This window comes from Kosakonia sp. ML.JS2a (genome assembly GCF_025642095.1).
Lineage (GTDB): Bacteria > Pseudomonadota > Gammaproteobacteria > Enterobacterales > Enterobacteriaceae.
Map to the genome: position 1 here is coordinate 3,741,931 of NZ_CP106754.1, position 21,559 is coordinate 3,763,489.

Genomic DNA, 21,559 nt, shown 5'->3' on the forward strand with positions numbered 1-21,559 from the left:
GCAGCACAAGACGAGATGGCGGTACTCGCCACGGTTTATGTGTGACGCATTCCCATCACGATTATCAGTGATATTCACCGCAGTGGTTCGGGGTTAAGCGCATGAGTAAATTTGTAGTATTTAATGGTAGCTCCCGCTATCCGGGCAACAGTTCCGTTATCGTTGAAAAAGTGTTTAGCGGCTTCGACGCTGAGGCGTTTCGCCTTAAAGACTTTACTATCACACAGTATGAAGATTATCGGGAAACCGATCTCAAATATAAGCCCGTCACCGATGATTACGATTATTTGATCAATAAATTTCTGCACAGCGACGTGGCCGTTTTTGTTTCCCCGGTTTACTGGTATGGCATTTCGGGAACGATGAAAATTTTCATCGATCGATTCTCTGAATCATTAAAGAAAATTCCCGACTTTCGCCAGCGCTGTCAGGGTAAAAAAATCGTCCTGATTGTGATCGGTGGCGATAATCCGCAACACAAAGCGGACATTATTACCACCCAGTTTGAATACATTTGCGAATTTCTCGGCATGTCGCTGTGCCACACCTTCAAAGGTGAAGCCGATCGCGTCGGAGAAATTGAGGAACAACACGAGTTTATTCTTTCCATTAAGAATTACTTCGAAAGCAACTTCATTATTTAATCTATCTTAAGGGAATTATCATGAAAGCATTTAAATGCCTGACCTGCTCATCTTCTGTTGACGTTGTTGACGATATTCTGGTTGGTGAAATTGTTGAATGCGGCGCCTGTGGCCAGGAACATGAATTAGTGAAAGATAGCAATGGCTATCACCTGGAATTTGCACCAGAGGTGGAAGAAGACTGGGGCGAATAATGGAAAGCAAACCCTCCGTCTTATTATTTGTTACCAAAATCAGGGAAGAAGAAAAGCGCATCGTCGAATTTTTACAGCACGAGGGCGCAGATGTAGAAATTATTTCTGAACAGTCTTCATGGAACGTACAGGATGTAAAACACTACGATATTGCGTTGGTGCGCTGCCTTTCACAGAGCACGGCTCTGGCACGCGCCCGCTATATTGAAGCCGCGGGCGTTAAAGCCATTAATTCACGCCACGCGATTGAAATCTGTACGGACAAAGGATTGCAGTCGGTACTTTTTTCCCGGCATGAAATCCCGGTGCCAGCCTGGCGGGTTGTTCATCATTACCGCGATCTCGACGGACTACTGACGCAGTTTGGCAACCGCTTTGTGATCAAGCCCGTCAATGCTTCCTGGGGTCGCGGCGTGACGCTGATCGACAGTCCGGCAAGCCTGGCGGTCTGGCTGGCCGCCAGAGAATCCGTGGATCTCAAAGGGCAGCACTTGCCGGTACTGGTTCAGGAATATATCGAAAAGGATAACTTCGATATCCGGGTGGTGATTGTTGGCGACCAGCCCGTTGCAGCCATAAAGCGGGTCTCAGAAGATAACTGGAAAACCAATACACACCTCGGCGCAGACATTATTCCGCTGGCCATTGACGATGACATTACGCGTCTGAGCCACGCCGTTATCCAGGTATTGGGTGAAGGCGTTTACGGTCTGGATTTAATGTTTAACACACGCACCGGACAATATGTTGTCTGCGAAGTCAACCAGAATCCCGAATTTGCCAAATCATGGAAAATTCATCAGGTTGATGTCGCTGCACTTATCGCCAGATATACCATCAACTCAATTGAGTAAATAAGGTGGAATTATGCAGTCTCAAGGAACTCATGAATTAGCAACACAGCATTTCCAGGTCTCATTCGTTTTAGCACGAGTGTTAACCTCGGGCGTAATTATGAGTATCGAGAAAAATGAAAGCGAACTGAAAGGCCTGGAGAATATTTTAAAAAAATCATCCGGCAAAAAGTACGCAGTCACCTACAACAGCATCAGCGGCGCGGTGATTGGCGCGCTCTGGGGTCAGGATATTGTTTACGGTGGAAAGACCAATCAGCGTACCCTTGATGAGCAGCAAGAGAAATTACTGAAATGGTTGGGAATTGGCCACGATAATTTATTAGCCAGACCTTATCTTTTACATACCGCAAGCTGGGACAACCTCGCCGGCACAGGCACGTCATGTCATAACGACGAGCCGGTCAATATTATTGACTTTGCCGGGCTGGGCTTTGGACCCTGCGCAGTCTTACTGACCAACTCAGAGAGCATTTATAAAAAAGCGGAACGCTTAAAAATCTTTGGCGCTTTTGATTTACGCACCATGTGGACTCAGCAAGAAACAGAAAAAGAAATTCAGCCAGGTCTGCAATTTAACTTCCGCCTCAGTCCGCTGGTCGGCGCGTGCATCAAAATGTCGCTTATTAAAATGGGGTTAAATAAATGAAGACCGATTTCATTATGACGCCGCTGGCCATGCCAGAGGATGGCGTGGTTGACCATAATCTGGCACTCGATGGCGATGCGCCGGTCATTCCCAAAGCCAACCGTAAAACCCTTTTCCCGAATATCACCAAAGAAGATCTGTTCCAGATGATGATCTCTGTGCAGCAATCACCGCAGGATGTGGTGGCAGAGTTCGCAGAGAAATACCGCCAGCGCGTGGGCGCGGCGTATGCCATTCCGACCGCCAGCGGGACGTCCAGCCTGCATCTGGCGCTGATTGGCGCAGGCGTGAAACCCGGCGATGAAGTGCTGGTGCCCGCCTTTACCTTTATCGCGACTGCGCAGGCGATTGTCGCCGCCAAAGCGATCCCGATTTTTGTCGATATTACTCCCGGAACGTGGTGTATCGACCCGGCGCAACTGGAGAAAAAACTCACGCCCCGCACCAAGGCGGTGATGCCGGTGCATGTGCACGGCCTGCCTGCGGACCTCGATGCCCTGACGGAATTCTGCCAGCGGCATAATCTGGCGTTAGTTGAAGATGCCTCCCATGCGCACTCCGCAAGCTGGCAGGGACGCCATTGCGGCACCTTTGGCGATGCCGCCGGGCAGAGCCTGATGGCGGATAAAAACTTCCCGCTCGGCGGCGAAGCCGGTATTGCTTTCTTTAAAGAGCGCAGCAGCTACCAACGCGCCTGCGCTTTCCTCGAAGAATCCGGCCTGGATTACAGCATGTCCTGGGTAGCGGCGGCCTTTGGCATCAGCCAGCTCGCGCGTCTCGATTACTATGATGAAATCCGCCAGCGCAATGCGCAGCACCTGATTGCAGAGCTTGCCACCACGCGTCTGTTCCGTGGCCCGGCCATCCCGGAAGGGGCGAAACACAGCTTCAATATGTTCCGCATCAACATCAACTGCGACTTGCCCGAGCTGGCTGGCATTCCGGAACACAAAGTCAAACAGGCATTACAGCAGGCGCTGAATGAAGAAGGGGTATTTGCCCGCGAGTGGCAAAACACTCTGCTGCCCTTCCATCTCCCCTTCCAGAACCAGAAAGGGTTTGGCAAAGGCTTCCCGTTCTTCCTGGCAGAGCGGAAACACTACCAGCATGAAGACTTCCCTAACGCCATGAAGATGCTGCGCAGCACGCTGGTGTTGTGTCGCGAACTGCGCTCGCCGGTGGAGTACGAAAAACTGCGGTCCTATGTGCTCGCGTTCAAAAAAGTGGATCGCCATCTTTCCCGCATCGCGGAGATCGCCCGTCACATCGACGATGTTCCGCCCTACGAAAAGGATGCACGACTCGGATGAATACTGTCTACACAGCCGCCATTCTTGGCGGCTCCGGATTCGTCGGCGGCGAACTGTACCGCCTGTTAAGCACCCATCCGCAGATTGATGTGCAGTTTGTCTCTTCGGAGTCTAAAAAAGGGCTGCCGGTGGAACGCCAGATGCGCAGTTTCCGCCGCCACAGCCATAAACCGGGTCTGAAGTTCTCGTCCATCAGCGACATCAAAGACAACCATTACGATCTGGTCTTTTCCTGCCTGCCGAACGGCAAACTGCCGCAAATGGTGTCGTTAGTCAGCGAACACTGTACGCGCCTGTTCAACCTGAGCGGCGACTACCGCTTTGATGACGAGGCGATTAACGCGGTGCACTACCCGGCCACGCCGGGCAGTTTGCCGCCGCAGGTGGTCAGCCAATATTTTGTGCCGGAATTCACCACGCCCGACCCGGCAGCGACCCTCATCAACCTGCCTGGCTGTATGGCGGTGGCTTCGCTCTATGCGCTGTGGCCGCTGGTCAGCAAACAACTGGTGGCGGGCAATATCATCGTTGATGCGAAAACCGGCTCCAGCGGCGCAGGGAAAAGCAGCGCCGAAACCCATGCCGAACGCTCACACAATTTCCGCCTGCACAAAGCGTTCAACCATCGTCACGGGCCGGAAGTGGCGAAATTACAGCAGCTGACCGCCGATCCGCTGGACATCACCTTTGCGGCTTTCAGCCTCGATACCGCCAGAGGGATCTACGTCAGCGCCTACAGCACGCTCAAACCGGGCTGTACGGCGGCGGATGTGCGTCAGGCGTTTTTCTCCCACTACCAGCAGACGCCGTTTGTTCACTACCTGAAAAACGGCCAGGTGCCGATGCTGAAAACCGTCTGCGGCACCAATCACGCCGAGGTCGCCACGCTGGTTGAGGGTGATAAGTGCCTCAGTCTCTGTTCGCTGGACAACCTGCTTAAAGGCGCAGCGGGCCAGGCGGTGCAGGCGGCAAATCTCTGGCTCGGCCTGGAGCCGTTTGCCGGGCTGGATCATCTTAACGAAGCCGGGTGGCCATAATGGATAATCTCTACGTCATCAAAGCCGGAAGCAGCACCCTGTACAGCGGCAGTGGTTTTTTCCGCGAAGTGATGGAAATCAGCCGCGCCGGCGGTAAGGTACTGGTGATCTGCGGCGGCGCGGAGGCTATCGAACGGGAGTACCGCCACCAGGAGATCGACGTGGCGTATCTGCCGCTGGCGAACGGCGATCGGGTGCGCTATTGCAGCCCGGAGCACATGGACGTGATCCTCAAAGCCTACCGCGAGCGCATTGGCAACCTGATTAGTCTTGCGGCGCAAACGCTGGATTTTTCCGCCTATTACCAGGTCGCTGGCGACAATCAGCTGGTGACCGGAAAGATGGGTAAGCCACTGAAAATCACCGAAGGCGGGCGCAGCCGCATTGTGCGCGACTCGCTTTACGGTGGATTCAACGACGCAAAAACCGCCGTCTTACGCGCGCTGCTGGAAAGCTATGACATTGTTTTTCTCTCACCGCCTATCTGGGAAAGCCACGCGCGTCAGTACATCAATATTGATGCCGATATGCTGGCAGCACACCTGGCGGTGGCGCTGAACGCCAACCATCTGCGTTTTGTCACCGGTACAGCGGGGATCCTGCGGGACATCAACGATAGCGCCAGCACCTTGCTCGATGTCTACGCCGACGACGAACTGGTGGTGAGCGGGCGGATGAAACAGAAAGTCCGCGCCTGCCAGCTCGCGCTGCAACAGGGCGTTTGCGATATCGCCATCAATGGCCCGCACTCACTCTCTGCCGCCGCCACCTGGTTCTGGCGCGGCACCGGCGTCAGCGAGCCGATGCGCCTGCTGAATATGATGGTCAATATCTCGTCCATTTCCGGCGACGAGTCGGTGCTGGCGAACTTTCTGTCTCAGCGTCTGGCCGGTAGCGGCATCGATGCGCAGATTGACCCTGCAGGCAACCTGGTGCTGAGCAAAGGCAACGGGCCAAACACCCTGCTGATGCTCGGCCATCTGGATACCGTACCGGGACTGTGGCGCAGCGACGCGGGCGAGGATTTTGTCAGCGGTCGCGGCAGCGTCGACGCGAAAGGCTGCCTGGCGAACTTTATCGACGTTCTGCAACAGGTTGAGGTGCCGCCTCACGCGCGTTTGCTGGTGGTGGGCGCCACCGAAGAAGAGGTCTCCTCCTCGAAAGGCGCTTACTACGTGCGCGACAACTACCCCGCCAACGCGGTGATCATTGGCGAACCCAGCGGCGTGATGCACGTTGCCATTGGTTATTATGGCCTGCTGAAGATCAAAGTGACCGTGCGCAAAGGCATGGAGCACACCGCCGCACGGGACGCGAAAACCTCTATCGAGCACGTTTATGAAGCCGCTGGCGCACTGCGGGCGGTGATGAACGATTTTGACAGCAACAATATCTCCAACATCATCGGCATCACCCATCGCCACGCGCTTTCCTGTGAAGAGTCGCAGTTGGTGATCAATTTCCGCGTTTCGCCGGAAGCGCGCCCTGGCTATATCGAACCGCTGCTTGCGCTGAGCGGCGATGGGCTCACGGTGGAGATCGAGCGCAGCACGCCGGGCTATAAATCGTCACGCACCAACCCGCTCTACCGCGCGCTTAACCAGGCCTTCAGTCGCGTACTGACGGACACGCCACCGCGCCCGGTAGTGAAAAAAGGCACCTGCGATATGAATACGCTGGCAACAAGCTGGCGCAACGTGCCGTTCATCGCCTATGGCCCCGGTGATTCCGCGCTTGATCATACCGACAAAGAGATCAACTACACCGACGATGTGCTGCTGTCGCGGCGCATTTTGCAGGAGACCGTTGTCAACTGGATGCGGCTGAATGGAGGGGAGAAGTAATGGCCTCGTTGCATGAACTGCCCGCACTGGCGGCCCAGGCGCGCGGCGTGATTATTGATATCGCCGCCAGCGACGTGGGTTGCCATATTGGCGGCTCGCTGTCAGTCATCGATATTCTGCTCTACGCCCTTAACCGCTACCAGGCGGATGAGCATAACTGCGTGGTGCTGAGCAAAGGTCACGCCGCCGCCGCGCTCTATAGCGCACTGTACGTGCTCGGTTACAGCGACACCAACCCGGCGGAACACTATGGCCGCAGCGATTCGCTGCTGACCGGCCACCCGAACCATAAAATCCCGCATATTCGTTTCTCTACCGGCAGCCTCGGGCACGGCATCGGTTATGCCGCAGGCTGGGCGCTGGCGCAGCGTCAGTTGAACAGCAACGGCATTGCCGTGGCGATTGGCGGTGATGGCGAGTTGCAGGAGGGGTTGTGCTGGGAAGTGCTACAGGTGCTTTCCGCGCAGGAGATCAACAACCTGGTGTATGTCATTGATAACAATGGCGCACAAAACGATGGCTATGTCCGGGATATCTCCCCCATCGCCGATATCAAAGCGCGTTTTGCCTCTTACCGCATGGATGTGGTGGAAATTGACGGCCACGACTTCGGGCAACTGGAGCAGGCGTTTTCCGCCCGGCAAAACCGCGGGCTGGTGATCATCGCCAACACGGTGAAAGGCAAAGGCATTGCCGAGCTGGAAGGCAACCCGTCCTGCCACTACGCCAGGCTGAAGCTTCATCAGGCAATCAAATGGAAAAGGAGGCTCACCGATGCTGTCAGGTAGAGACGCGTGCAAGGATGAACTGGTTAACTGCGCGCAGGAAGACGCGAAAATAGTGTGTCTGGAGGCAGATCTCGGCGGGCGTAATCACCCTTTTCAACAGCGCTTTCCGGACCGTTTTTACAATATCGGCATCGCCGAGATGGCGGCCATCGATATGTGCACCGGGCTTGCCGCTGCCGGGTTCAAACCCTTTTTCACCACCTTCGCGCCGTTCGCCGCGCTGCGTTGTGCGGAGGCGATCAAGCTGTCGCTTGGCTATATGGGCCAGCCGATCACCGTGATTGGCGCGTATGGCGGCGTCTCTGGCGGCTGGTTTGGCACCACCCATCACAGCCTTGAAGATGTCGGCGCTGTGCGGTTGTTCCCCGGTATCCGTATCGCCTGTCCGTATGGCGAAACCGAAACACGGCAGGTGCTGCGCAACGCCGCCCACGGTAGCGAGCCTTGCTATATCCGGCTGGGGCGCAACGACGTTTACCCCGATCTTGAACGCTCGGCGGAATTCGACACGCTGATCGTTGAGCAGGGTTATCGCGCCAGCCACCCGGTTACGCTTGTCTCGGTGGGCGAAAAAGCCACGCAATTGTGCATCGCCGCCAAACAGGAGCTGGGCGAAATCAATCACCTGCACTTGTGCTATGTGGACAACGCCTCCCTGCACCACCTCATGCCGGATATCGCCCGGCTTCCCGGCCCGCTGGTGGTGGTGGAAGAACATCGCCGCGCGGGCAGCGTGGCGGCGGAACTGGCGCTCAGCATGCCGCATAAACAAGTGCTTTCTTACACCCCCAACGATGACTGGCCACAGTATGGCGGCAGCCAGGACGACGTACTGGCGGGCCTGAACTTCTCTCTTGAAAGGTTACTCACCACCATAAAAGACATTATTTATGCCAAGGAGCATGTATGAGCACGAGCTTTGCCATTTTAAAAGATCCGCGTTTCCGGGCGTTTTTTCTCTCTGACATCGTTTCAGGGTTTGGCGTCGGAATGGCGACGATCGGGGCCAACTGGTTTGTGCTGATGAAAACCGGGTCGAATCAATATGTCGGTATCTTACTGGCGGTGAACGTGATCGCAGGGTTTGTGGCCTCCCTCTTTTCCGGGGTGATCACCGATAAATATAACCGTAAGACCGTGATCTTTTTCACCCATGCTATTCGTGCGCTCTTTTTGCTGCTGCTGTTCGTCATGCTGTCGAATTTCGATTTCAATATGTACTACCTGTACGCGTTCGCCATTATTAATGGCGTCGGCTGGACGGTGTATATGTCGGCTTCGCGCAGTTTCCTGCAGGAGATTCTCGAAGAGAAAAAATATGTCACCGGCAACTCTCTGCTGGAGATCAGCTTGCAGGTCGGGATGTTTCTTGCGGCGGCAGCGTCCGGGTTTATTTATAAATACTTCAGCTTTAACGCCATTCTGCTGGTAAATGCGCTGATGTTTGTCTTCAGCGCCATCACCATTAACCTGATTAAGTACCGTGCCGTCTCCCGTGAAACCGACAGCGAAAATTACACCGTAATGCTGCGCCGCGGCTGGTCATTTCTCTATGAAAATAAGGGAATTTTCGTGCTTGGCGTGGTATCGATTGTGCCGCTGATTGTCACCATGATCTATAACGTGGTGCTGCCGGACTACGTGAACAATACCCTGCAACGGGATAGCGTCACTTTCGGCTTTGCGGATATGTCTTACGGCATTGGCGGGTTGCTTTCCGGGATCATGATGTCGTCGCTGGCCATGAAACTGGACGCCCGTAAATTAATCAGCGCATTCTTTGTTCTGGCCTGCATCAACCTGTTATTCCTCAGCCAGAACAGCTTCGTCTTTAATTTATATCTGTGCAGCCTGTTACTGGGCCTGTGCAACTCTTCGCTGCGTATCTTAATGAACTCCCTGCTGATGCAAACCGTGCCAAAAGATTACATGGGGCGTTCGATGGCGGTGTGGATCGGTATTTCGCTGATCTGCCAGTGCCTCTTCTCACTGTTTATTGGGTCCTACCTCGATCAGCATGGCGCAATGATTGGCATTGTGATCATGGCGCTGATGATGGGGGCGGGATTCGTCATGTTTGTTCTTAATCAACTGTTGCTCTCAAAAAAGCATCCTGAAAATTTACAGGGGTAACGACTATGTCAGATAAAAAAGTCATTTTTTTGGTTGAACCGAGTTTCTTCGGTGTCAGTTTTGCCCGCGAGGCGCACAAAGCAGGTTTCTACGTTGTTGTGCTGGTTTCGGCGAAAGACAATCCACAGCTCTATGGTTATGAAGGCGAATACGATGACTTGCTGGTCTGCGACATCCGCGATGCGGACTCCATCTACCAGGCCATCTATAGCAGCCCGTATAAACGCATCGACGCGATGATTTCGGCAACGGACTACGCCATGGCAACCACCGCCGAGGCGGCGCAGCGTTTAAACATTCCCTGCATCAGCCATGAAACGGCAACGCTGGCACGCAACAAAGATTTGGCCCGCATCCGCTACAGCGAACGCGGCGTGCCAAGCGCGCAGTTTAAAATCGTCCACCGGTTGGGAGAAGCCGAAGACGCGGCGGCAACGATTGGCTACCCGGTGGTACTGAAACCCACCAATACCGCCAGCAGCCAGAACGTCTTTTTTATTAACGATCGCCAGCAACTGCGCGACGCCTTTAAAGTGCTGGAAAATTTCACCACCAGCTATATGGGCTTCAGCGTGCGCAAAGAGTACCTGGTGGAAGAGTATCTGGAAGGGCCGGAATTCAGCGTGGAGATCTTCTTAACCCACGGTGAAGTGGTCTTCGCGGAAGTGACCGAAAAAGTCACGTCGCCGCTGCCTTACTTTGTCGAAATGTTCCATATCTTCCCGACGTCCGTGCTGGAAGATAAAAAACCGCAAATGGTTGAAGTGGCGCGCCAGGCGCTGGAAGCCATCGGCTTCACCAACGGCCCGGCGCACGTCGAGGTGAAATACACCAAAACCGGGCCGCGTATCGTTGAGGTCAACGGCCGACCGGGCGGCGATAATATTACCTCCGATCTGATCCCTGGCGCCTACCACCTCAATATTTTCCGCCAGGCGGTGTTTAACGCGCTGAAACTGCCAGTGGACTTTACGGTGGAGAAACCGATGAGCTGCGCAGTAGGCTATATCTGCGCCGATCGCGACGGGGTGTTAGCGTCCATCGAGAACCTTGCCAGCGTGCAACACGATCACGCGGTGCTGCGCTCTGCCATCAGCGCCAGACCGGGCGATAAAGTCGTGGTGCCGAAAAGCTCCGATGACCGGTTAGGGTATTTTATTGTGCAGGCGGAAACCCCGGCCAAAGCGAAAGCCAAAATCACCGAACTGATCGGCAAATTAAAACTGACCTACCGCAACTAACATCCTGACGCGGCCCCTCTCCATTCAGCGGGAGGGGCGCATTGCTAACCCCCGCCACCTGTTCTATAACGTAAATCCTCTTCATCAACGGATCCCGATAATGGACACCAGGTTACAAGCCGCCATTGCACTGCGCAAACAGGGCGAACATGAGCAAAGCCGCCAGCTATTACAGGCGCTGACCACCGAGCCGGAACTGCGCGCCCTCGCCTTTTTACATCTGGCCTGGTCTTACGATAATCAGGGACTGGAACGGGAAGCCGAACACAACTACCTTGCCGCACTGGACGCCGGGCTGGATGAAGAAGATCGGTTCGAAGCCCGGTTTGGCCTCGCCTCAACCTGGCGCTGCCTTGGCAAGTATCAGCAAGCCAAAACGCTGTTTGAAGAGATCATGATCGCGTGGCCTCAGGCGACGGAAGTCAGGCCGTTTTATGCATTGTGCCTGTATAACCTGGGTGAACATGAATGTGCGGTCAGCGTGTTACTGGAGTCTGTCGCACAACACCCCGATGAGCGTACCGCGCCCTATCAGGAGGTTCTGCGCTATTACGCGCAGAACCCCGATCAACGCTGGTAACCGACAGCCTGGCAGTCCCCCCTCAGCAACGGAGGGGGTGACCTTCAGCGATGCTTTTTTTGTGTTTGCCACAACGCCGCAACGCTGAGAAACACGGTGACCATCAGGTATAACCCCGGCGCGAAGTGGCTGCCGGTAGCACTAATCAACAGCGTACAGATAAACGGCGCAAAGCCGCCAAACACCGTGACCGCCACGTTGTAACTGATCGACATCCCGCTGGCGCGGGTCGACACCGGGAAGATATCCGCCATCAACGACGGAATGGTGGAGAAGTAGACCGATTTCAATAACGCCATCCAGCCCACCAACAACGCCAGTGACAACGGCGTCACATTCAGGCTGGTCAGCCAGAAAGCAGGCAGCAGCGTAAACGCCATCAACACCAGCGCCACCCACAGCAGGCGCACGCGCCCGACGCGTTCCGCCAGCAGGCCGCCAATCGGCGTGACCACCGTCAGGATCACCCCGGCCAGCAGCGTGGCGCTATAGGCAGACGACGGCGGCAACCCCAGACTTTTCGTCGCCCAGGTCGGTACATAGTTAAGCATATAGTTGATCGCGGTCGACACCACCATCAGACCGATCGCCAGCCCGATCAGACGTTTTTGCGCACCGAATAACAACCTGACCGGATGGCGCGGTTTTTCCGTCTGCGCATAGGCCGCAGGTTCATGCACATGGCGACGGATCCACACGCCGACCGGACCAATCAGCAGACCGAAGGCGAACGGAATACGCCAGCCCCAGTCGTTGAGTTGCTCCGCGGTAAGCCACTGCGCCAGCCCGAGACCAAACGCGGATGCCAGCAGTGTGCTTGCGCCCTGCGTTGCAAACTGCCAGCTGGCGATAAACGCTTTTCGCTCCGGGAAGTGCTCCACCAGAAACGCGGTCGAGCTACCAAACTCACCACCGGCAGAGAACCCCTGAATCAACCGCGCCACCAGAATCAACAACGGTGCTGCCACGCCCAGTGTGGCATACCCCGGCATAAAGGTGATCATCGCGCCACCCAGCATCATCAGGTTAATGGAGAGCAGCAACGACGCCTTACGTCCATGCTTGTCGGCGTACGCCCCCAGCACCACCGCGCCCAGCGGGCGGATCAGAAAGGCCACACCAAAGCTGCCAAATGCCAGCAATAACGACACCGTCGGGTTGGCGGTAGGGAAAAACGCATGCGCAATGTAGCTGGCGAAAAAGCCGTACACCGCGATATCAAACCACTCCAGCGCATTACCGATGCAGGTGGCGAACAACGTTTTATACAGGCTCGGGCGCTCTCCGCCCTGCTCGATTTCACGGGCAAGCGTACTCATTGCGCACCTCCGGCCTGATGTTGACGATGACGCGCCAGCAGCTCACGCCCCTGTTCGCCCAACTCCCAAAACAGACGGGTCATGATTGCCAGGCCTTCACGGGCAATGGCAATCGGCAGATGTTCATCCGGTGCATGCTGCCCACAGGCAGGATATGAATGCGGCACCCACAGCGTCGGCAAACCTAAAATTCCGGCGAACACGTCGTTCGGCAGCGAGCCGCCCAGGTTTGGCAGCAGCGCTGGTTTACTGCTACTGGTTTCCGCCATCACCTCAAGCGCCCAGTGCACCAGCGGATCGGTCGGATCGAAGCGAGTCGCCGGCGTTCCGCGCACATCGCTGATGGCAACCATCGAAAAACCGTGGGCATCAAGATGTTCACGCAGCGCCTGTTCCAGCGCTGTCCAGTCCGTGCCGACCACAAAACGCAACTGACACACGGCGGTGGCGTGACCGGGGATCGCATTCATGGGCTGCGCCGGGTTGCCGGTCAGAAACGACAACACTTCCAGCGTATTCCAGCCAAACAGCTTCTCGGCGGCCGACAACCCTGGTTCGCCCCAGTCCGGATCGGTGAGTGGATCGTTGTTACCGCGCGCCGGGGTGATATCTGCGAGGATCGCTTTTAAGGCAGGCGTTAGCGCAGGCGGCTTCAGCGCCGGTATCCGCATTTCGCCTTTGCCATCCACCAGGCTGGCAATGGCGTTAGCCAGTTGCGTTCCGGGGTTGCTGAGCAGACCGCCCCAGTTGCCGGAGTGATAATCTTTGGCGCGGGCGTTAATGGTCAGGCGGAAGTTCGCGCAGCCGCGCGAGCCGAGAAACAGCGTCGGGCGATCCGCACTCAGGCGTGGGCCATCAGAGGCGATAAACAGATCCGCCTTCAGCCGCGTTTTCAACTGCTGACACACTTCCGCCAGCCCCGGCGAGCTCATCTCTTCGCCCATTTCACACAGCCAGACACAGTTAAAACCCAGCCGCCCCTGGCGAGCGTGGTACACCTGCGCCAGTGCCGCGAGGTTGACCGTATGCTGGCCTTTGTTATCGGCGGTGCCGCGCCCGTACCAGTTACCGTCGCGCTCCACCAGCGTCCAGGGTGATAACCCTTCCGTCCAGCGCGCATCGTCGCCAAACACCACATCACCGTGGCCATAGCACATCACGGTCGGCAGCGCCGGATCCTCTTCATAGCAGGCGAGCAAAAAGGGCCGTGCGGCGTTAACCGGGTTGGCCACGATTTCCGTTTGAAAATCCATTTCACGAAACGCGGGAATAAACGCATCCTGGTAGTAGCGCAGCAGGTGTTCGTCGCGGTCGGTGCGCTGGCTTTCACTGGGAATAGCGACCCGGCTGGCGAGCGTCGTTTTAAAATGACCGCTGTCAAACCACGCCAGCGCTTGCGCGATAAGTTGTTGTGTTGTCATGGTGTTTACCCTGTTCATGTTGCTGCCGGTGGCGCAACTGTCTGTTGTTGTCTTTTTGTTCTAAACCAGAACAGAGCCTTGCCACAATAATAATAATTGCAATTTGGCATTGCCTTTTTGATAAGGGTAAACTGCACAATCTCAGGGCACTGCACCGGAAACACCCATGCTGACCAATGAACTGCGTTATTTCCTCGCTGTCGCCACGTCCGGCTCGCTCAGCACCGCCAGCGAGCAGCTTTATGTGGCGGGTTCCGCCATCAGCCGACAGATCCAGAAACTGGAGACCCGGCTGGGCGTGACGCTGTTTGAACGCCATGCGCGCGGCATGATCCTTACCGATGCGGGGCAAATTCTGGCGAACCATGTGCGCAAGAGCATGCGCGACATGGAGTATGCACTGGCGGAAATTCAGGGCCTGAAAGCCGTGCGCAAAACGCTGGTGCGTATCGCCTGTACCGACGGCATGGCCTTTGATTTGCTGCCGGGTCTGCTGGCGCGTTTTCGCCAGCACTATCCGGGCGTCAGTTTTGATTTGCAGGTCGGCAGCGCGATGCAGGTGGCAGAGTGGATACGGCGCAGCGAGTGTGATGTGGCTTTTCAGTTCAGCCTCGCGCCGGAAAAAGAGGTGGAGATCATCGCCGCATGGCCTGCGCCGGTCCTGCTGTTGCTGGACTCAGCCCATCCGCTGGTGCAGCAGTCTGGCGTGGCGATTGATGATTTACACCCCTACCCGCTGGTGTTGCCGGAAGCCGGCACCACCATTCGTCAGCTATTCGACCTGTCATGCCGGATGGCGGGCACCTTTCTCGAACCGGCATTCAGCAGCAATAACTTTTCTGCGCTGTATGAATTTACCCGCCACACACCGCAGGCGATTACCGTCTGTAGCCACTTCAGCGTACTGTGGCGTGCGCGGCTTGATGCAATGACCCTGAAGACGATGACCAATACCTCGCTCAGTCAGCGCACGTTGCAGATTCAGGCACCGGGCAGCAAACACCGCCCGGCGGCGGTGAGCGCCTTTTTAGCGATGGCGGAACACATACTGGGGGAAGAACATGGGAAATGGATGCAGGATCTGGGGTGATGTTCCCCTCACCCCGGCCCTCTCCCCAGAGGGGAGAGGGAGATGAAGGTTCCCTCTCACGCCGGGAAAGTACCTATACAGCTCCCTCTCCCCGCCGGGAAGGTGCCTATACTGTTCCCTCTCCCCTTCGGGAAAGTGCCTATACTGTTCCCTCTCCCCTTCGGGAAAATGCCTATACTGTTCCCTCTCCCCTCTGGGGAGAGGGTTAGGGTGAGGGGAAAAACAACAGCATTACGTCAACCCGTCAATAATCACCTGCTTCATCCCCTGCGAACACGGCTCTACGCGCCCGCGCACCCCGTAAACCTGCGCCAGCGTCTGCGGGGTGATCACGTCGCCCGGCGCACCATTGGCGACCAGTTCCCCTTGTTTCAGGATCAGCACATGATCGCCGTGACGCAGAGCGATATTGATATCGTGCACCACCACCACGGTAACGATATTGCGGCTTTGCGTTTCGCGCTTCACCAGATCCATCACATGGAACTGGTAGTTCAGATCCAGCGCACTGAGCGGTTCATCCAGCAGCAGTAACGACGGCTGGCGAATCAGCGACTGCGCCAATCCCACCAGTTGCTTCTGCCCGCCAGAAAGCTGGTCGAGAAAGTGCAGCGCCAGGTGTTCAATACCGAGCTGTCGCAACAGCCCCATCACTTCCGCCTGTTTCGCCGCGCTGTGCAACCCGCCGGAGGCACGCTGCGCAACGATAATAGACTCCAGCACATGCAGATGCACACCCGCCGGCAGCGACTGCGGCAGGTACACCACCTGCTCCGCACGCTTCGCAAACGGCTGGCTAAGCAGGTCAAGCCCGTCCAAACGCAGTTCGCCCTGCGCGCGGTTTAACCCGGCCATCGCCCGCAGCAGGGTCGATTTGCCACTGCCATTCGGCCCGAGCAAAATCGTCACTTTGCCGCGCGGCAAGAGCGGAATATTGAGGTTCGCAATAATCTGTCGTTGAGGGTAGCCCGCACCAAAACCGCGCAGGCTCAAACCATGTTGTCGGTTCATACACTCCCCCGGTGGCGCACAATGATGGTGATGAAAAACGGTACGCCGACCAGCGATGTCACGATGCCGACCGGGATAATGACGCCGGAAATCAAGTTCTTGGAAACGATAGACGCCAGCGATAACACCAGAGCGCCCAGCAGTGCGCTGGCAGGCAGATAGAAGCGGTGATCTTCGCCAAACAGCATTCGGGCAATGTGCGGTGCCACCAGCCCGATAAAACCGATAGGCCCGACAAACGCCACCGATAACGCTGACAGAATACTGATGCGCAGCAGCGTCGCCAGCCGCAAGCGGCGCACGTTAATACCAAAACTGATGGCGCGATCTTCCCCCAAACGCAGGGAGGTCAGCTTCCATGAACTGAGCATCGACAGCGGTGCAATCACCGCCAGCGCCAGCAGCAGAATGCCCAGTTTTTCCCACGAGGCGCGGGCAATGCTGCCCATGGTCCAGAACACCAGCCCCTGTAAGGTGTCTTCGTTGGCGATAAACTGCAACATCGACACCAATGCGTTAAAAGTAAAGACCAGCGCAATACCGAACAGCACCACCCCGGAGGTCGCGACCTGCGTCCAGCGGGTGATGCCATCCAGCAGCAGCGCCGCCAGCAACGCAAAGAGAAACGCATTCGCTGAAATAAACCACTGCGCAGGCACACCGGGAAGACCAATGCCAAGCACAATCGCCAGCGCTGCGCCAAAGGCCGCCGCCGAAGAGACGCCGAGCGTAAACGGGCTGGCAAGCGGGTTATTGAGGATGGTCTGCATCTCCGCCCCCGCCAGTCCCAGCGTTAAACCGACGACAATCGCCATCAGCGCATAGGGCAGGCGGATATCCCAGACAATCACCTGCGTACCGGTATTCACGCTACCGGGGTCGACCAGCGTTTGCCACAGCACGTTCAGCGGTAAGCCTGACGGCCCAAGGGTAAAATCCAGCAGCATCGAGGCCATAATCAGCGCCACCAGCAGCGCCAGCAGGCCGATACGTTTGCGGATGATGCCGCGATAGCTGAGCATCAGGCCGTCGGCTGTAATGTCGGCCCTCTGTTCGCCCGATTCAATGGTGGAACTCATAACGCTTATTTGCCCTGCTGCCAGCTATACACGAAGGGGGTGTCCGGCAGTTTGGTGAAGTTTTTGATGATGTAATGGTACGTCGCATCCGGGTCGAGATCAGCAAAAGCCTGCGGATAAATATCTTTCGCCAGATATTCCATGCCGACAATATTGTACGGATGGTTGTAGAAGTGGTGATAAACGCCGTAAACCCGTTTCGCCGCTATCGCCGGGATCTGGCTGACGCCGGTGCGCTGTAACAACACCTGCGCCTGGGTGTTCACCTCATCCGGCGACACATTCAACCCTAACGGCAGCACCTGGCTGTTACCGCGTTTGGAGCCGGTCATGATGTACACATCCGGGTTGACGCTAATCAGTTTCTCCAGCGCAACAAAGCCGCTCGCTCCCGGCAGCAAATCCGACCCGATATTCTTCGCGCCCACCGCTTCAACTAACCCACCCCAGCCACTGTGCCCGTGGGTAAAGCAGCAGGAATCGGTATTCCCCGCCAGCGCTTCAACAAAGACGCTGGGTTTCGGGTTGATGGTCGCGGTTTTCTGCTCAATGGCGTGCAGTTGCTGGCGATAATAGGCGGTATACGCCGCCGCATTGCTTTCGCGGTTGAGGACTTTGCCCAGCAGGTCGATACTCGGCGCGGTGTCTTTCGCCGGATTGACTTCATAATCGATAAACACAACCGGGATCTTCAGCGCGGTCAGTTTCTGCAATACGCCGCTCTCTTCCAGCGCAGGTCTGGCGCGCAGTTGGGCGATTATCAGATCCGGCTGTTTCGACAGCACGCTTTCCAGGTCGACATTGCCCTTATCGCTAAAGCCCATATCCATAATATGGGTCGCTTCCGGCCACTGCGTTTTCAGCATCTCCCAGGTGGCGACATCCTGTTTTTTCGCCAGGTTATTCCATGCCACCAGTCGTTTAAACGGGTCGTCGCGATCCAGCAACGCCATCGCCATAATGTCGCGCCCGTCCTGCAAAATAATGCGTTGCGGTTCGTGTTCGACGGTGACGCTGCGACCATCGAAATCGGTGACGGTGAGAGGATATTGACTGGCGTGAGCCAGTAACGGGGCGGAGAGAACAACGGAAAGAACAAGCCTGGCGATGGATTTCCCTTGCATAAAAAACAACCTGTCGATAGTTGGAATATAATGATTTTGATAATTATTATCATGTCAAATTAAACAAATCATATACAGAATCAATAATTCGCCCTGCTTCCCCCTGCCGCTTAACATCCTGATTCGTTTTGTGTTTCTCTGACATAGTTTTTAACGGCTTTTCATCAGCGTGATGGATTACCCTCATGCCCTGCCCTGTTTTACGGATACCACCATGAAATATCCTCTGCTGTTGCTGCTCGGTCTGTTCTCAACCGCCCATGCCAACGACGCGATTAAGCTCAATTGCCCGGTACGTGGCGCACTGACGGTGTCGTTTTTTGATTACCATCTGATCACGATGAAGTGGGGCGATCATTTCCAGGTCGCCTCCGGTAAAGAGCAGGGGCGTACCAAAGCGGGCGTGCCGTTCTGGAGCACGACGTTTGGTAACGGCGACAACCTCGCCTTCTTCCCGGACTCTGGGGCGTATTATCTGTTTTATGCAGGTTCACAGGAACCGGTGCAGTGCACTGAGGTGGGAAGCTATGCTTACCCGGTGATCACGCCGCCACGCTATGAGAACAACGGCGGTGTCACGGAGAGTCAGGCGAAACGAACAGAAGATGATGTGGTGGTGCTGCACCCGGCAGCGTAGTTTTCCCGTTTTCCCCTCACCCTGACCCTCTCCCCAAAGGGGAGAGGGGATGAAAGGCAGACCACCTTTCCCTGACGGAGAGGGGATAAAAAACTGCCCCTTCTCCCTGTGAGAATCGCGATAAACCAGATGGACTCTTGCTACGCGAACACCCCATTTGCCACCTCTGCAGGCGTGACCACGCCGCTGTCCAGCACCCAACCGCTAATCAGCGCGGCGGGCGTAACGTCGAACGCCGGGTTATAGACCTGCGCATTTTCCGGCGCCCACTGAACCGCGCCAAAACTGCCTGCCACACCGGTCACTTCCGCCGCCGCACGCTGTTCAATCGGAATGGCGTCGCCATTCGGGCAGCCTCTGTCAAGGGTGGTTTGCGGCGCAGCAACGTAGAACGGCACGCCGTGGAATTTCGCCAGCACCGCCAGGGAGTAAGTGCCAATTTTATTCGCCACATCGCCATTGGCGGCAATACGGTCCGCGCCGACCCACACCGCATCAACCTGCCCCTTCGCCATCAGGCTGGCGGCCATTGAATCGGTAATAAGCTGATAAGGGACGCCCAGTTCGCCCAGTTCCCAGGCAGTCAGCCGCCCCCCCTGCAACAGCGGGCGGGTTTCATCCACCCACACATTCGCCACCCTGCCTTGCTGGTGTGCTTTCGCAATCACCCCTAACGCCGTGCCAACACCTGCCGTCGCCAGCCCGCCAGTGTTGCAGTGGGTCAGCAAGCGACTGCCAGGGGTGACCAGCGCAACGCCTGCGTGGGCAATGTCGTCGCAAAGCTGCCGGTCTTCGTCAATTAAACGCAGTGCTTCCGCCGTCAGTGCGGCGACAAAACCGTCCTGCGCCAGCGCCAGTTTCATGCGGTCAAGGTTATTCATCAGGTTGACTGCGGTCGGGCGGGCAGCGCGCAGGGTTTCCAGCGCCTGCGCCAGTTGCTCGCGGTCTGCGCCTTGCTCCGCCAGGAGCGCCAGCAACAGGCTGGCAGACAGACCAATCAGCGGCGCACCGCGCACGCGCAGGGCATGAATATGCCCGACAAGTTCTTCTACCGTTGTGGCGGGCAGCCAGCATTTCTCCTGCGGTAGCGCCTGCTGATCGAGAATAAAGAGCTGGTTTTCGACAACCCGCAGGCTGGTAGTCTGTAATGACGGCATATCGTTAAATCCCTGTTGCGTTGTTGTATCGTATTGTGTCAGGATGAAGTCCGGATGTATAGACGTCTAAATGGCTTTGTTTGCAAAAAGAGGATCGAGGCAATGTCGCAATACCGTACCTTTACCGCCCGCGATGCCGTGGCATACGCCCAACAATTTGGCGGCCTGGACACCCCGTCCGAGCTGGTTGACGCGCAGGAGGTGGGCGACGGTAACCTCAATCTGGTGTTCAAAATTTTCGACCGCCAGGGCGTTAGCCGCATTATCGTCAAACAGGCCCTGCCCTACGTGCGCTGCGTGGGAGAATCCTGGCCGTTAACGCTGGACAGAGCTCGTCTGGAAGCGCAAACGCTGGTCGAGCATTATCAGCACAGCCCGCAACACACCGTTAAAATTCATCACTTCGACCCGCAACTGGCGGTGATGGTGATGGAAGATCTCTCCGATCATAAGATCTGGCGCGGCGAACTGATCAATAACGTTAACTACCCGCAGGCAGCCGCGCAACTGGGGGAATACCTGGCGCAAACCCTGTTTCATACCAGCGATTTTTACCTGCATCCCCATGCCAAAAAAGCGCAGGTGGCGCAGTTTATCAACCCGGAAATGTGTGAAATCACCGAGGATCTGTTCTTTAACGATCCGTACCAGATCCACGAACGCAACAACTACCCCGCAGAGCTGGAAGCCGATGTCGCCGCCCTGCGCGAGGACGCGCAATTGAAACTGGCGGTTGCCTCGCTCAAACACCGTTTCTTTTCGCAGGCTGAAGCCTTGTTGCACGGTGACATTCACAGTGGTTCGATTTTTGTTGCCGAAGGCAGCCTGAAAGCCATCGATGCCGAATTTGGTTATTTCGGCCCGATGGGCTTTGATATCGGCACCGCCATTGGCAACCTGCTGCTGAACTACTGCGGCCTGCCGGGGCATCTCGGCATTCGCGATGCCGCTGCTGCACGCGAGTTGCGTCTGAATGATATCCAGACCCTGTGGACCACCTTCGCAGCGCGTTTTCAGGCGCTGGCGGCAGAGAAAACCCGCGATGCAGCACTGGCGCAGCCAGGCTATGCCAGCGCTTTTTTACAAAAAGTGTGGGTGGATGCTATCGGTTTCTGCGGCACTGAACTGATTCGCCGCAGCGTCGGGCTGTCGCACGTGGCGGATATTGATACCATCGCCGATGACGAGATGCGCCACGCCTGCCTGCGTCATGCCATCACCCTCGGCAAGGCGCTGATTGTGATTGCCGGGCGTATTGATAGCGTCGGGGAGTTGATTGCCAGGGTGCGGCAGTACAGCTAGTTTACCCTCACCCCGGCCCTCTCCCTGGAAGGGAGAGGGAGTAAAACGCCCTTGCTCCGGTACGCCTTCAAAGGGTGTGGAAGTAAACATCCCCACGCCGGATTCTCTTTATTCCCTCTCCCCTCCGGGGAGAGGGTCAGGGTGA

General features: G+C 56.4%; 21 protein-coding genes. 15 read left to right on the forward strand and 6 right to left on the reverse strand.

The genetic code is table 11. From position 1 onward, the window contains the following. The first annotated feature begins 101 nt into the window (after nt 1-101). The 12 genes from N7922_RS17835 (at nt 102) to N7922_RS17890 (ending at nt 11,274) form a co-directional block, all read left to right on the forward strand. Complete coding sequence (locus tag N7922_RS17835) at nt 102-644, forward strand: flavodoxin family protein (RefSeq protein WP_263097574.1); 543 nt, start codon at nt 102-104, stop codon at nt 642-644. A gap of 20 nt (nt 645-664) precedes the next feature. After that, nucleotides 665-838 (forward strand): alpha-aminoadipate/glutamate carrier protein LysW, encoded by a 174-nt coding sequence (locus N7922_RS17840; protein WP_263097575.1) that lies wholly within the window; start codon nt 665-667, stop codon nt 836-838. Continuing rightward, complete coding sequence (locus tag N7922_RS17845) at nt 838-1,692, forward strand: RimK family alpha-L-glutamate ligase (RefSeq protein WP_263097576.1); 855 nt, start codon at nt 838-840, stop codon at nt 1,690-1,692. The genes N7922_RS17840 and N7922_RS17845 overlap by 1 nt, the downstream gene beginning before the upstream one ends. Nucleotides 1,693-1,705: 13 nt before the next feature. After that, nucleotides 1,706-2,341 carry a hypothetical protein gene (locus N7922_RS17850; protein ID WP_263097577.1) on the forward strand — a complete coding sequence of 212 codons (636 nt, stop codon included), beginning with the start codon at nt 1,706-1,708 and terminating at the stop codon, nt 2,339-2,341. After that, nucleotides 2,338-3,651, forward strand: coding sequence for a DegT/DnrJ/EryC1/StrS family aminotransferase (locus tag N7922_RS17855; protein ID WP_263097578.1), 1,314 nt, complete (start codon nt 2,338-2,340; stop codon nt 3,649-3,651). Before N7922_RS17850 ends, N7922_RS17855 begins: the two co-directional genes overlap by 4 nt. Then, the gene (gene argC, locus N7922_RS17860) at nt 3,648-4,688 is read left to right on the forward strand and encodes an N-acetyl-gamma-glutamyl-phosphate reductase (protein WP_263097579.1); all 1,041 of its coding nucleotides are present in this window, start codon (nt 3,648-3,650) and stop codon (nt 4,686-4,688) included. Before N7922_RS17855 ends, argC begins: the two co-directional genes overlap by 4 nt. Continuing rightward, nucleotides 4,688-6,532, forward strand: coding sequence for a M20/M25/M40 family metallo-hydrolase (locus N7922_RS17865; protein WP_263097580.1), 1,845 nt, complete (start codon nt 4,688-4,690; stop codon nt 6,530-6,532). The genes argC and N7922_RS17865 overlap by 1 nt, the downstream gene beginning before the upstream one ends. Next, a complete protein-coding gene (locus N7922_RS17870) occupies nt 6,532-7,320 on the forward strand; it encodes a 1-deoxy-D-xylulose-5-phosphate synthase N-terminal domain-containing protein (protein WP_263097581.1) in 789 nt (262 codons plus the stop codon). The genes N7922_RS17865 and N7922_RS17870 overlap by 1 nt, the downstream gene beginning before the upstream one ends. Then, the gene (locus N7922_RS17875; RefSeq protein ID WP_263097582.1) at nt 7,307-8,230 is read left to right on the forward strand and encodes a hypothetical protein; all 924 of its coding nucleotides are present in this window, start codon (nt 7,307-7,309) and stop codon (nt 8,228-8,230) included. The genes N7922_RS17870 and N7922_RS17875 overlap by 14 nt, the downstream gene beginning before the upstream one ends. After that, nucleotides 8,227-9,453 carry an MFS transporter gene (locus tag N7922_RS17880; RefSeq protein ID WP_263097583.1) on the forward strand — a complete coding sequence of 409 codons (1,227 nt, stop codon included), beginning with the start codon at nt 8,227-8,229 and terminating at the stop codon, nt 9,451-9,453. The genes N7922_RS17875 and N7922_RS17880 overlap by 4 nt, the downstream gene beginning before the upstream one ends. A 5-nt stretch (nt 9,454-9,458) precedes the next feature. Beyond that, complete coding sequence (locus N7922_RS17885) at nt 9,459-10,694, forward strand: ATP-grasp domain-containing protein (protein WP_263097584.1); 1,236 nt, start codon at nt 9,459-9,461, stop codon at nt 10,692-10,694. A gap of 100 nt (nt 10,695-10,794) precedes the next feature. Continuing rightward, nucleotides 10,795-11,274, forward strand: coding sequence for a tetratricopeptide repeat protein (locus N7922_RS17890; RefSeq protein WP_263097585.1), 480 nt, complete (start codon nt 10,795-10,797; stop codon nt 11,272-11,274). 44 nt (nt 11,275-11,318) lie between these two features. Here the strand turns inward: N7922_RS17890 and N7922_RS17895 are convergent, their stop codons facing one another. Next, nucleotides 11,319-12,593, reverse strand: coding sequence for an MFS transporter (locus N7922_RS17895; protein WP_263097586.1), 1,275 nt, complete (start codon nt 12,591-12,593; stop codon nt 11,319-11,321). After that, nucleotides 12,590-14,014 (reverse strand): M20 family metallopeptidase, encoded by a 1,425-nt coding sequence (locus tag N7922_RS17900; protein ID WP_263097587.1) that lies wholly within the window; start codon nt 14,012-14,014, stop codon nt 12,590-12,592. The genes N7922_RS17895 and N7922_RS17900 overlap by 4 nt, the downstream gene beginning before the upstream one ends. Before the next feature lie 166 nt (nt 14,015-14,180). Between N7922_RS17900 and N7922_RS17905 the strand changes: the two genes are divergently transcribed. Beyond that, nucleotides 14,181-15,104, forward strand: coding sequence for a LysR family transcriptional regulator (locus tag N7922_RS17905; RefSeq protein WP_263097588.1), 924 nt, complete (start codon nt 14,181-14,183; stop codon nt 15,102-15,104). A 231-nt stretch (nt 15,105-15,335) separates the two neighbouring features. Here N7922_RS17905 and N7922_RS17910 read toward each other — a convergent pair whose 3' ends face one another. The 3 genes from N7922_RS17910 to N7922_RS17920 are packed head-to-tail and all read right to left on the reverse strand — an operon-like array spanning nt 15,336 to nt 18,318. Continuing rightward, nucleotides 15,336-16,115, reverse strand: a complete 780-nt coding sequence (locus N7922_RS17910; RefSeq protein ID WP_263097589.1) for an ABC transporter ATP-binding protein — start codon at nt 16,113-16,115, stop codon at nt 15,336-15,338. Next, a complete protein-coding gene (locus N7922_RS17915) occupies nt 16,112-17,140 on the reverse strand; it encodes a FecCD family ABC transporter permease (protein ID WP_263100944.1) in 1,029 nt (342 codons plus the stop codon). The genes N7922_RS17910 and N7922_RS17915 overlap by 4 nt, the downstream gene beginning before the upstream one ends. A gap of 59 nt (nt 17,141-17,199) precedes the next feature. Then, nucleotides 17,200-18,318, reverse strand: coding sequence for an ABC transporter substrate-binding protein (locus N7922_RS17920; protein WP_263097590.1), 1,119 nt, complete (start codon nt 18,316-18,318; stop codon nt 17,200-17,202). Between the two features lie 214 nt (nt 18,319-18,532). Here N7922_RS17920 and N7922_RS17925 point away from each other — a divergent pair, with 214 nt between their 5' ends. After that, a complete protein-coding gene (locus N7922_RS17925; protein WP_263097591.1) occupies nt 18,533-18,955 on the forward strand; it encodes a hypothetical protein in 423 nt (140 codons plus the stop codon). A 140-nt stretch (nt 18,956-19,095) separates the two neighbouring features. Here the strand turns inward: N7922_RS17925 and mtnA are convergent, their stop codons facing one another. Then, entirely contained in the window at nt 19,096-20,112 is a 1,017-nt protein-coding gene (mtnA, locus tag N7922_RS17930) for an S-methyl-5-thioribose-1-phosphate isomerase (protein WP_263097592.1), read from the reverse strand. A 102-nt stretch (nt 20,113-20,214) separates the two neighbouring features. On the opposite strand from mtnA, the gene mtnK reads away from it, so the two are divergent. Beyond that, entirely contained in the window at nt 20,215-21,414 is a 1,200-nt protein-coding gene (mtnK, locus tag N7922_RS17935) for an S-methyl-5-thioribose kinase (RefSeq protein WP_263097593.1), read from the forward strand. Nucleotides 21,415-21,559: the final 145 nt, after the last annotated feature.

Excerpts from the sequence above, each read along its gene's own strand:
- N7922_RS17835 (WP_263097574.1), top strand. The coding sequence starts at position 102 with ATGAGTAAATTTGTAGTATTTAATGGTAGCTCCCGCTATCCGGGCAAC.
- N7922_RS17840 (WP_263097575.1), top strand. The coding sequence starts at position 665 with ATGAAAGCATTTAAATGCCTGACCTGCTCATCTTCTGTTGACGTTGTT.
- N7922_RS17845 (WP_263097576.1), top strand. The coding sequence starts at position 838 with ATGGAAAGCAAACCCTCCGTCTTATTATTTGTTACCAAAATCAGGGAA.
- N7922_RS17850 (WP_263097577.1), top strand. The coding sequence starts at position 1,706 with ATGCAGTCTCAAGGAACTCATGAATTAGCAACACAGCATTTCCAGGTC.
- N7922_RS17855 (WP_263097578.1), top strand. The coding sequence starts at position 2,338 with ATGAAGACCGATTTCATTATGACGCCGCTGGCCATGCCAGAGGATGGC.
- argC (WP_263097579.1), top strand. The coding sequence starts at position 3,648 with ATGAATACTGTCTACACAGCCGCCATTCTTGGCGGCTCCGGATTCGTC.
- N7922_RS17865 (WP_263097580.1), top strand. The coding sequence starts at position 4,688 with ATGGATAATCTCTACGTCATCAAAGCCGGAAGCAGCACCCTGTACAGC.
- N7922_RS17870 (WP_263097581.1), top strand. The coding sequence starts at position 6,532 with ATGGCCTCGTTGCATGAACTGCCCGCACTGGCGGCCCAGGCGCGCGGC.
- N7922_RS17875 (WP_263097582.1), top strand. The coding sequence starts at position 7,307 with ATGCTGTCAGGTAGAGACGCGTGCAAGGATGAACTGGTTAACTGCGCG.
- N7922_RS17880 (WP_263097583.1), top strand. The coding sequence starts at position 8,227 with ATGAGCACGAGCTTTGCCATTTTAAAAGATCCGCGTTTCCGGGCGTTT.
- N7922_RS17885 (WP_263097584.1), top strand. The coding sequence starts at position 9,459 with ATGTCAGATAAAAAAGTCATTTTTTTGGTTGAACCGAGTTTCTTCGGT.
- N7922_RS17890 (WP_263097585.1), top strand. The coding sequence starts at position 10,795 with ATGGACACCAGGTTACAAGCCGCCATTGCACTGCGCAAACAGGGCGAA.
- N7922_RS17895 (WP_263097586.1), bottom strand. The coding sequence starts at position 12,593 with ATGAGTACGCTTGCCCGTGAAATCGAGCAGGGCGGAGAGCGCCCGAGC.
- N7922_RS17900 (WP_263097587.1), bottom strand. The coding sequence starts at position 14,014 with ATGACAACACAACAACTTATCGCGCAAGCGCTGGCGTGGTTTGACAGC.
- N7922_RS17905 (WP_263097588.1), top strand. The coding sequence starts at position 14,181 with ATGCTGACCAATGAACTGCGTTATTTCCTCGCTGTCGCCACGTCCGGC.
- N7922_RS17910 (WP_263097589.1), bottom strand. The coding sequence starts at position 16,115 with ATGAACCGACAACATGGTTTGAGCCTGCGCGGTTTTGGTGCGGGCTAC.
- N7922_RS17920 (WP_263097590.1), bottom strand. The coding sequence starts at position 18,318 with ATGCAAGGGAAATCCATCGCCAGGCTTGTTCTTTCCGTTGTTCTCTCC.
- N7922_RS17925 (WP_263097591.1), top strand. The coding sequence starts at position 18,533 with ATGAAATATCCTCTGCTGTTGCTGCTCGGTCTGTTCTCAACCGCCCAT.
- mtnA (WP_263097592.1), bottom strand. The coding sequence starts at position 20,112 with ATGCCGTCATTACAGACTACCAGCCTGCGGGTTGTCGAAAACCAGCTC.
- mtnK (WP_263097593.1), top strand. The coding sequence starts at position 20,215 with ATGTCGCAATACCGTACCTTTACCGCCCGCGATGCCGTGGCATACGCC.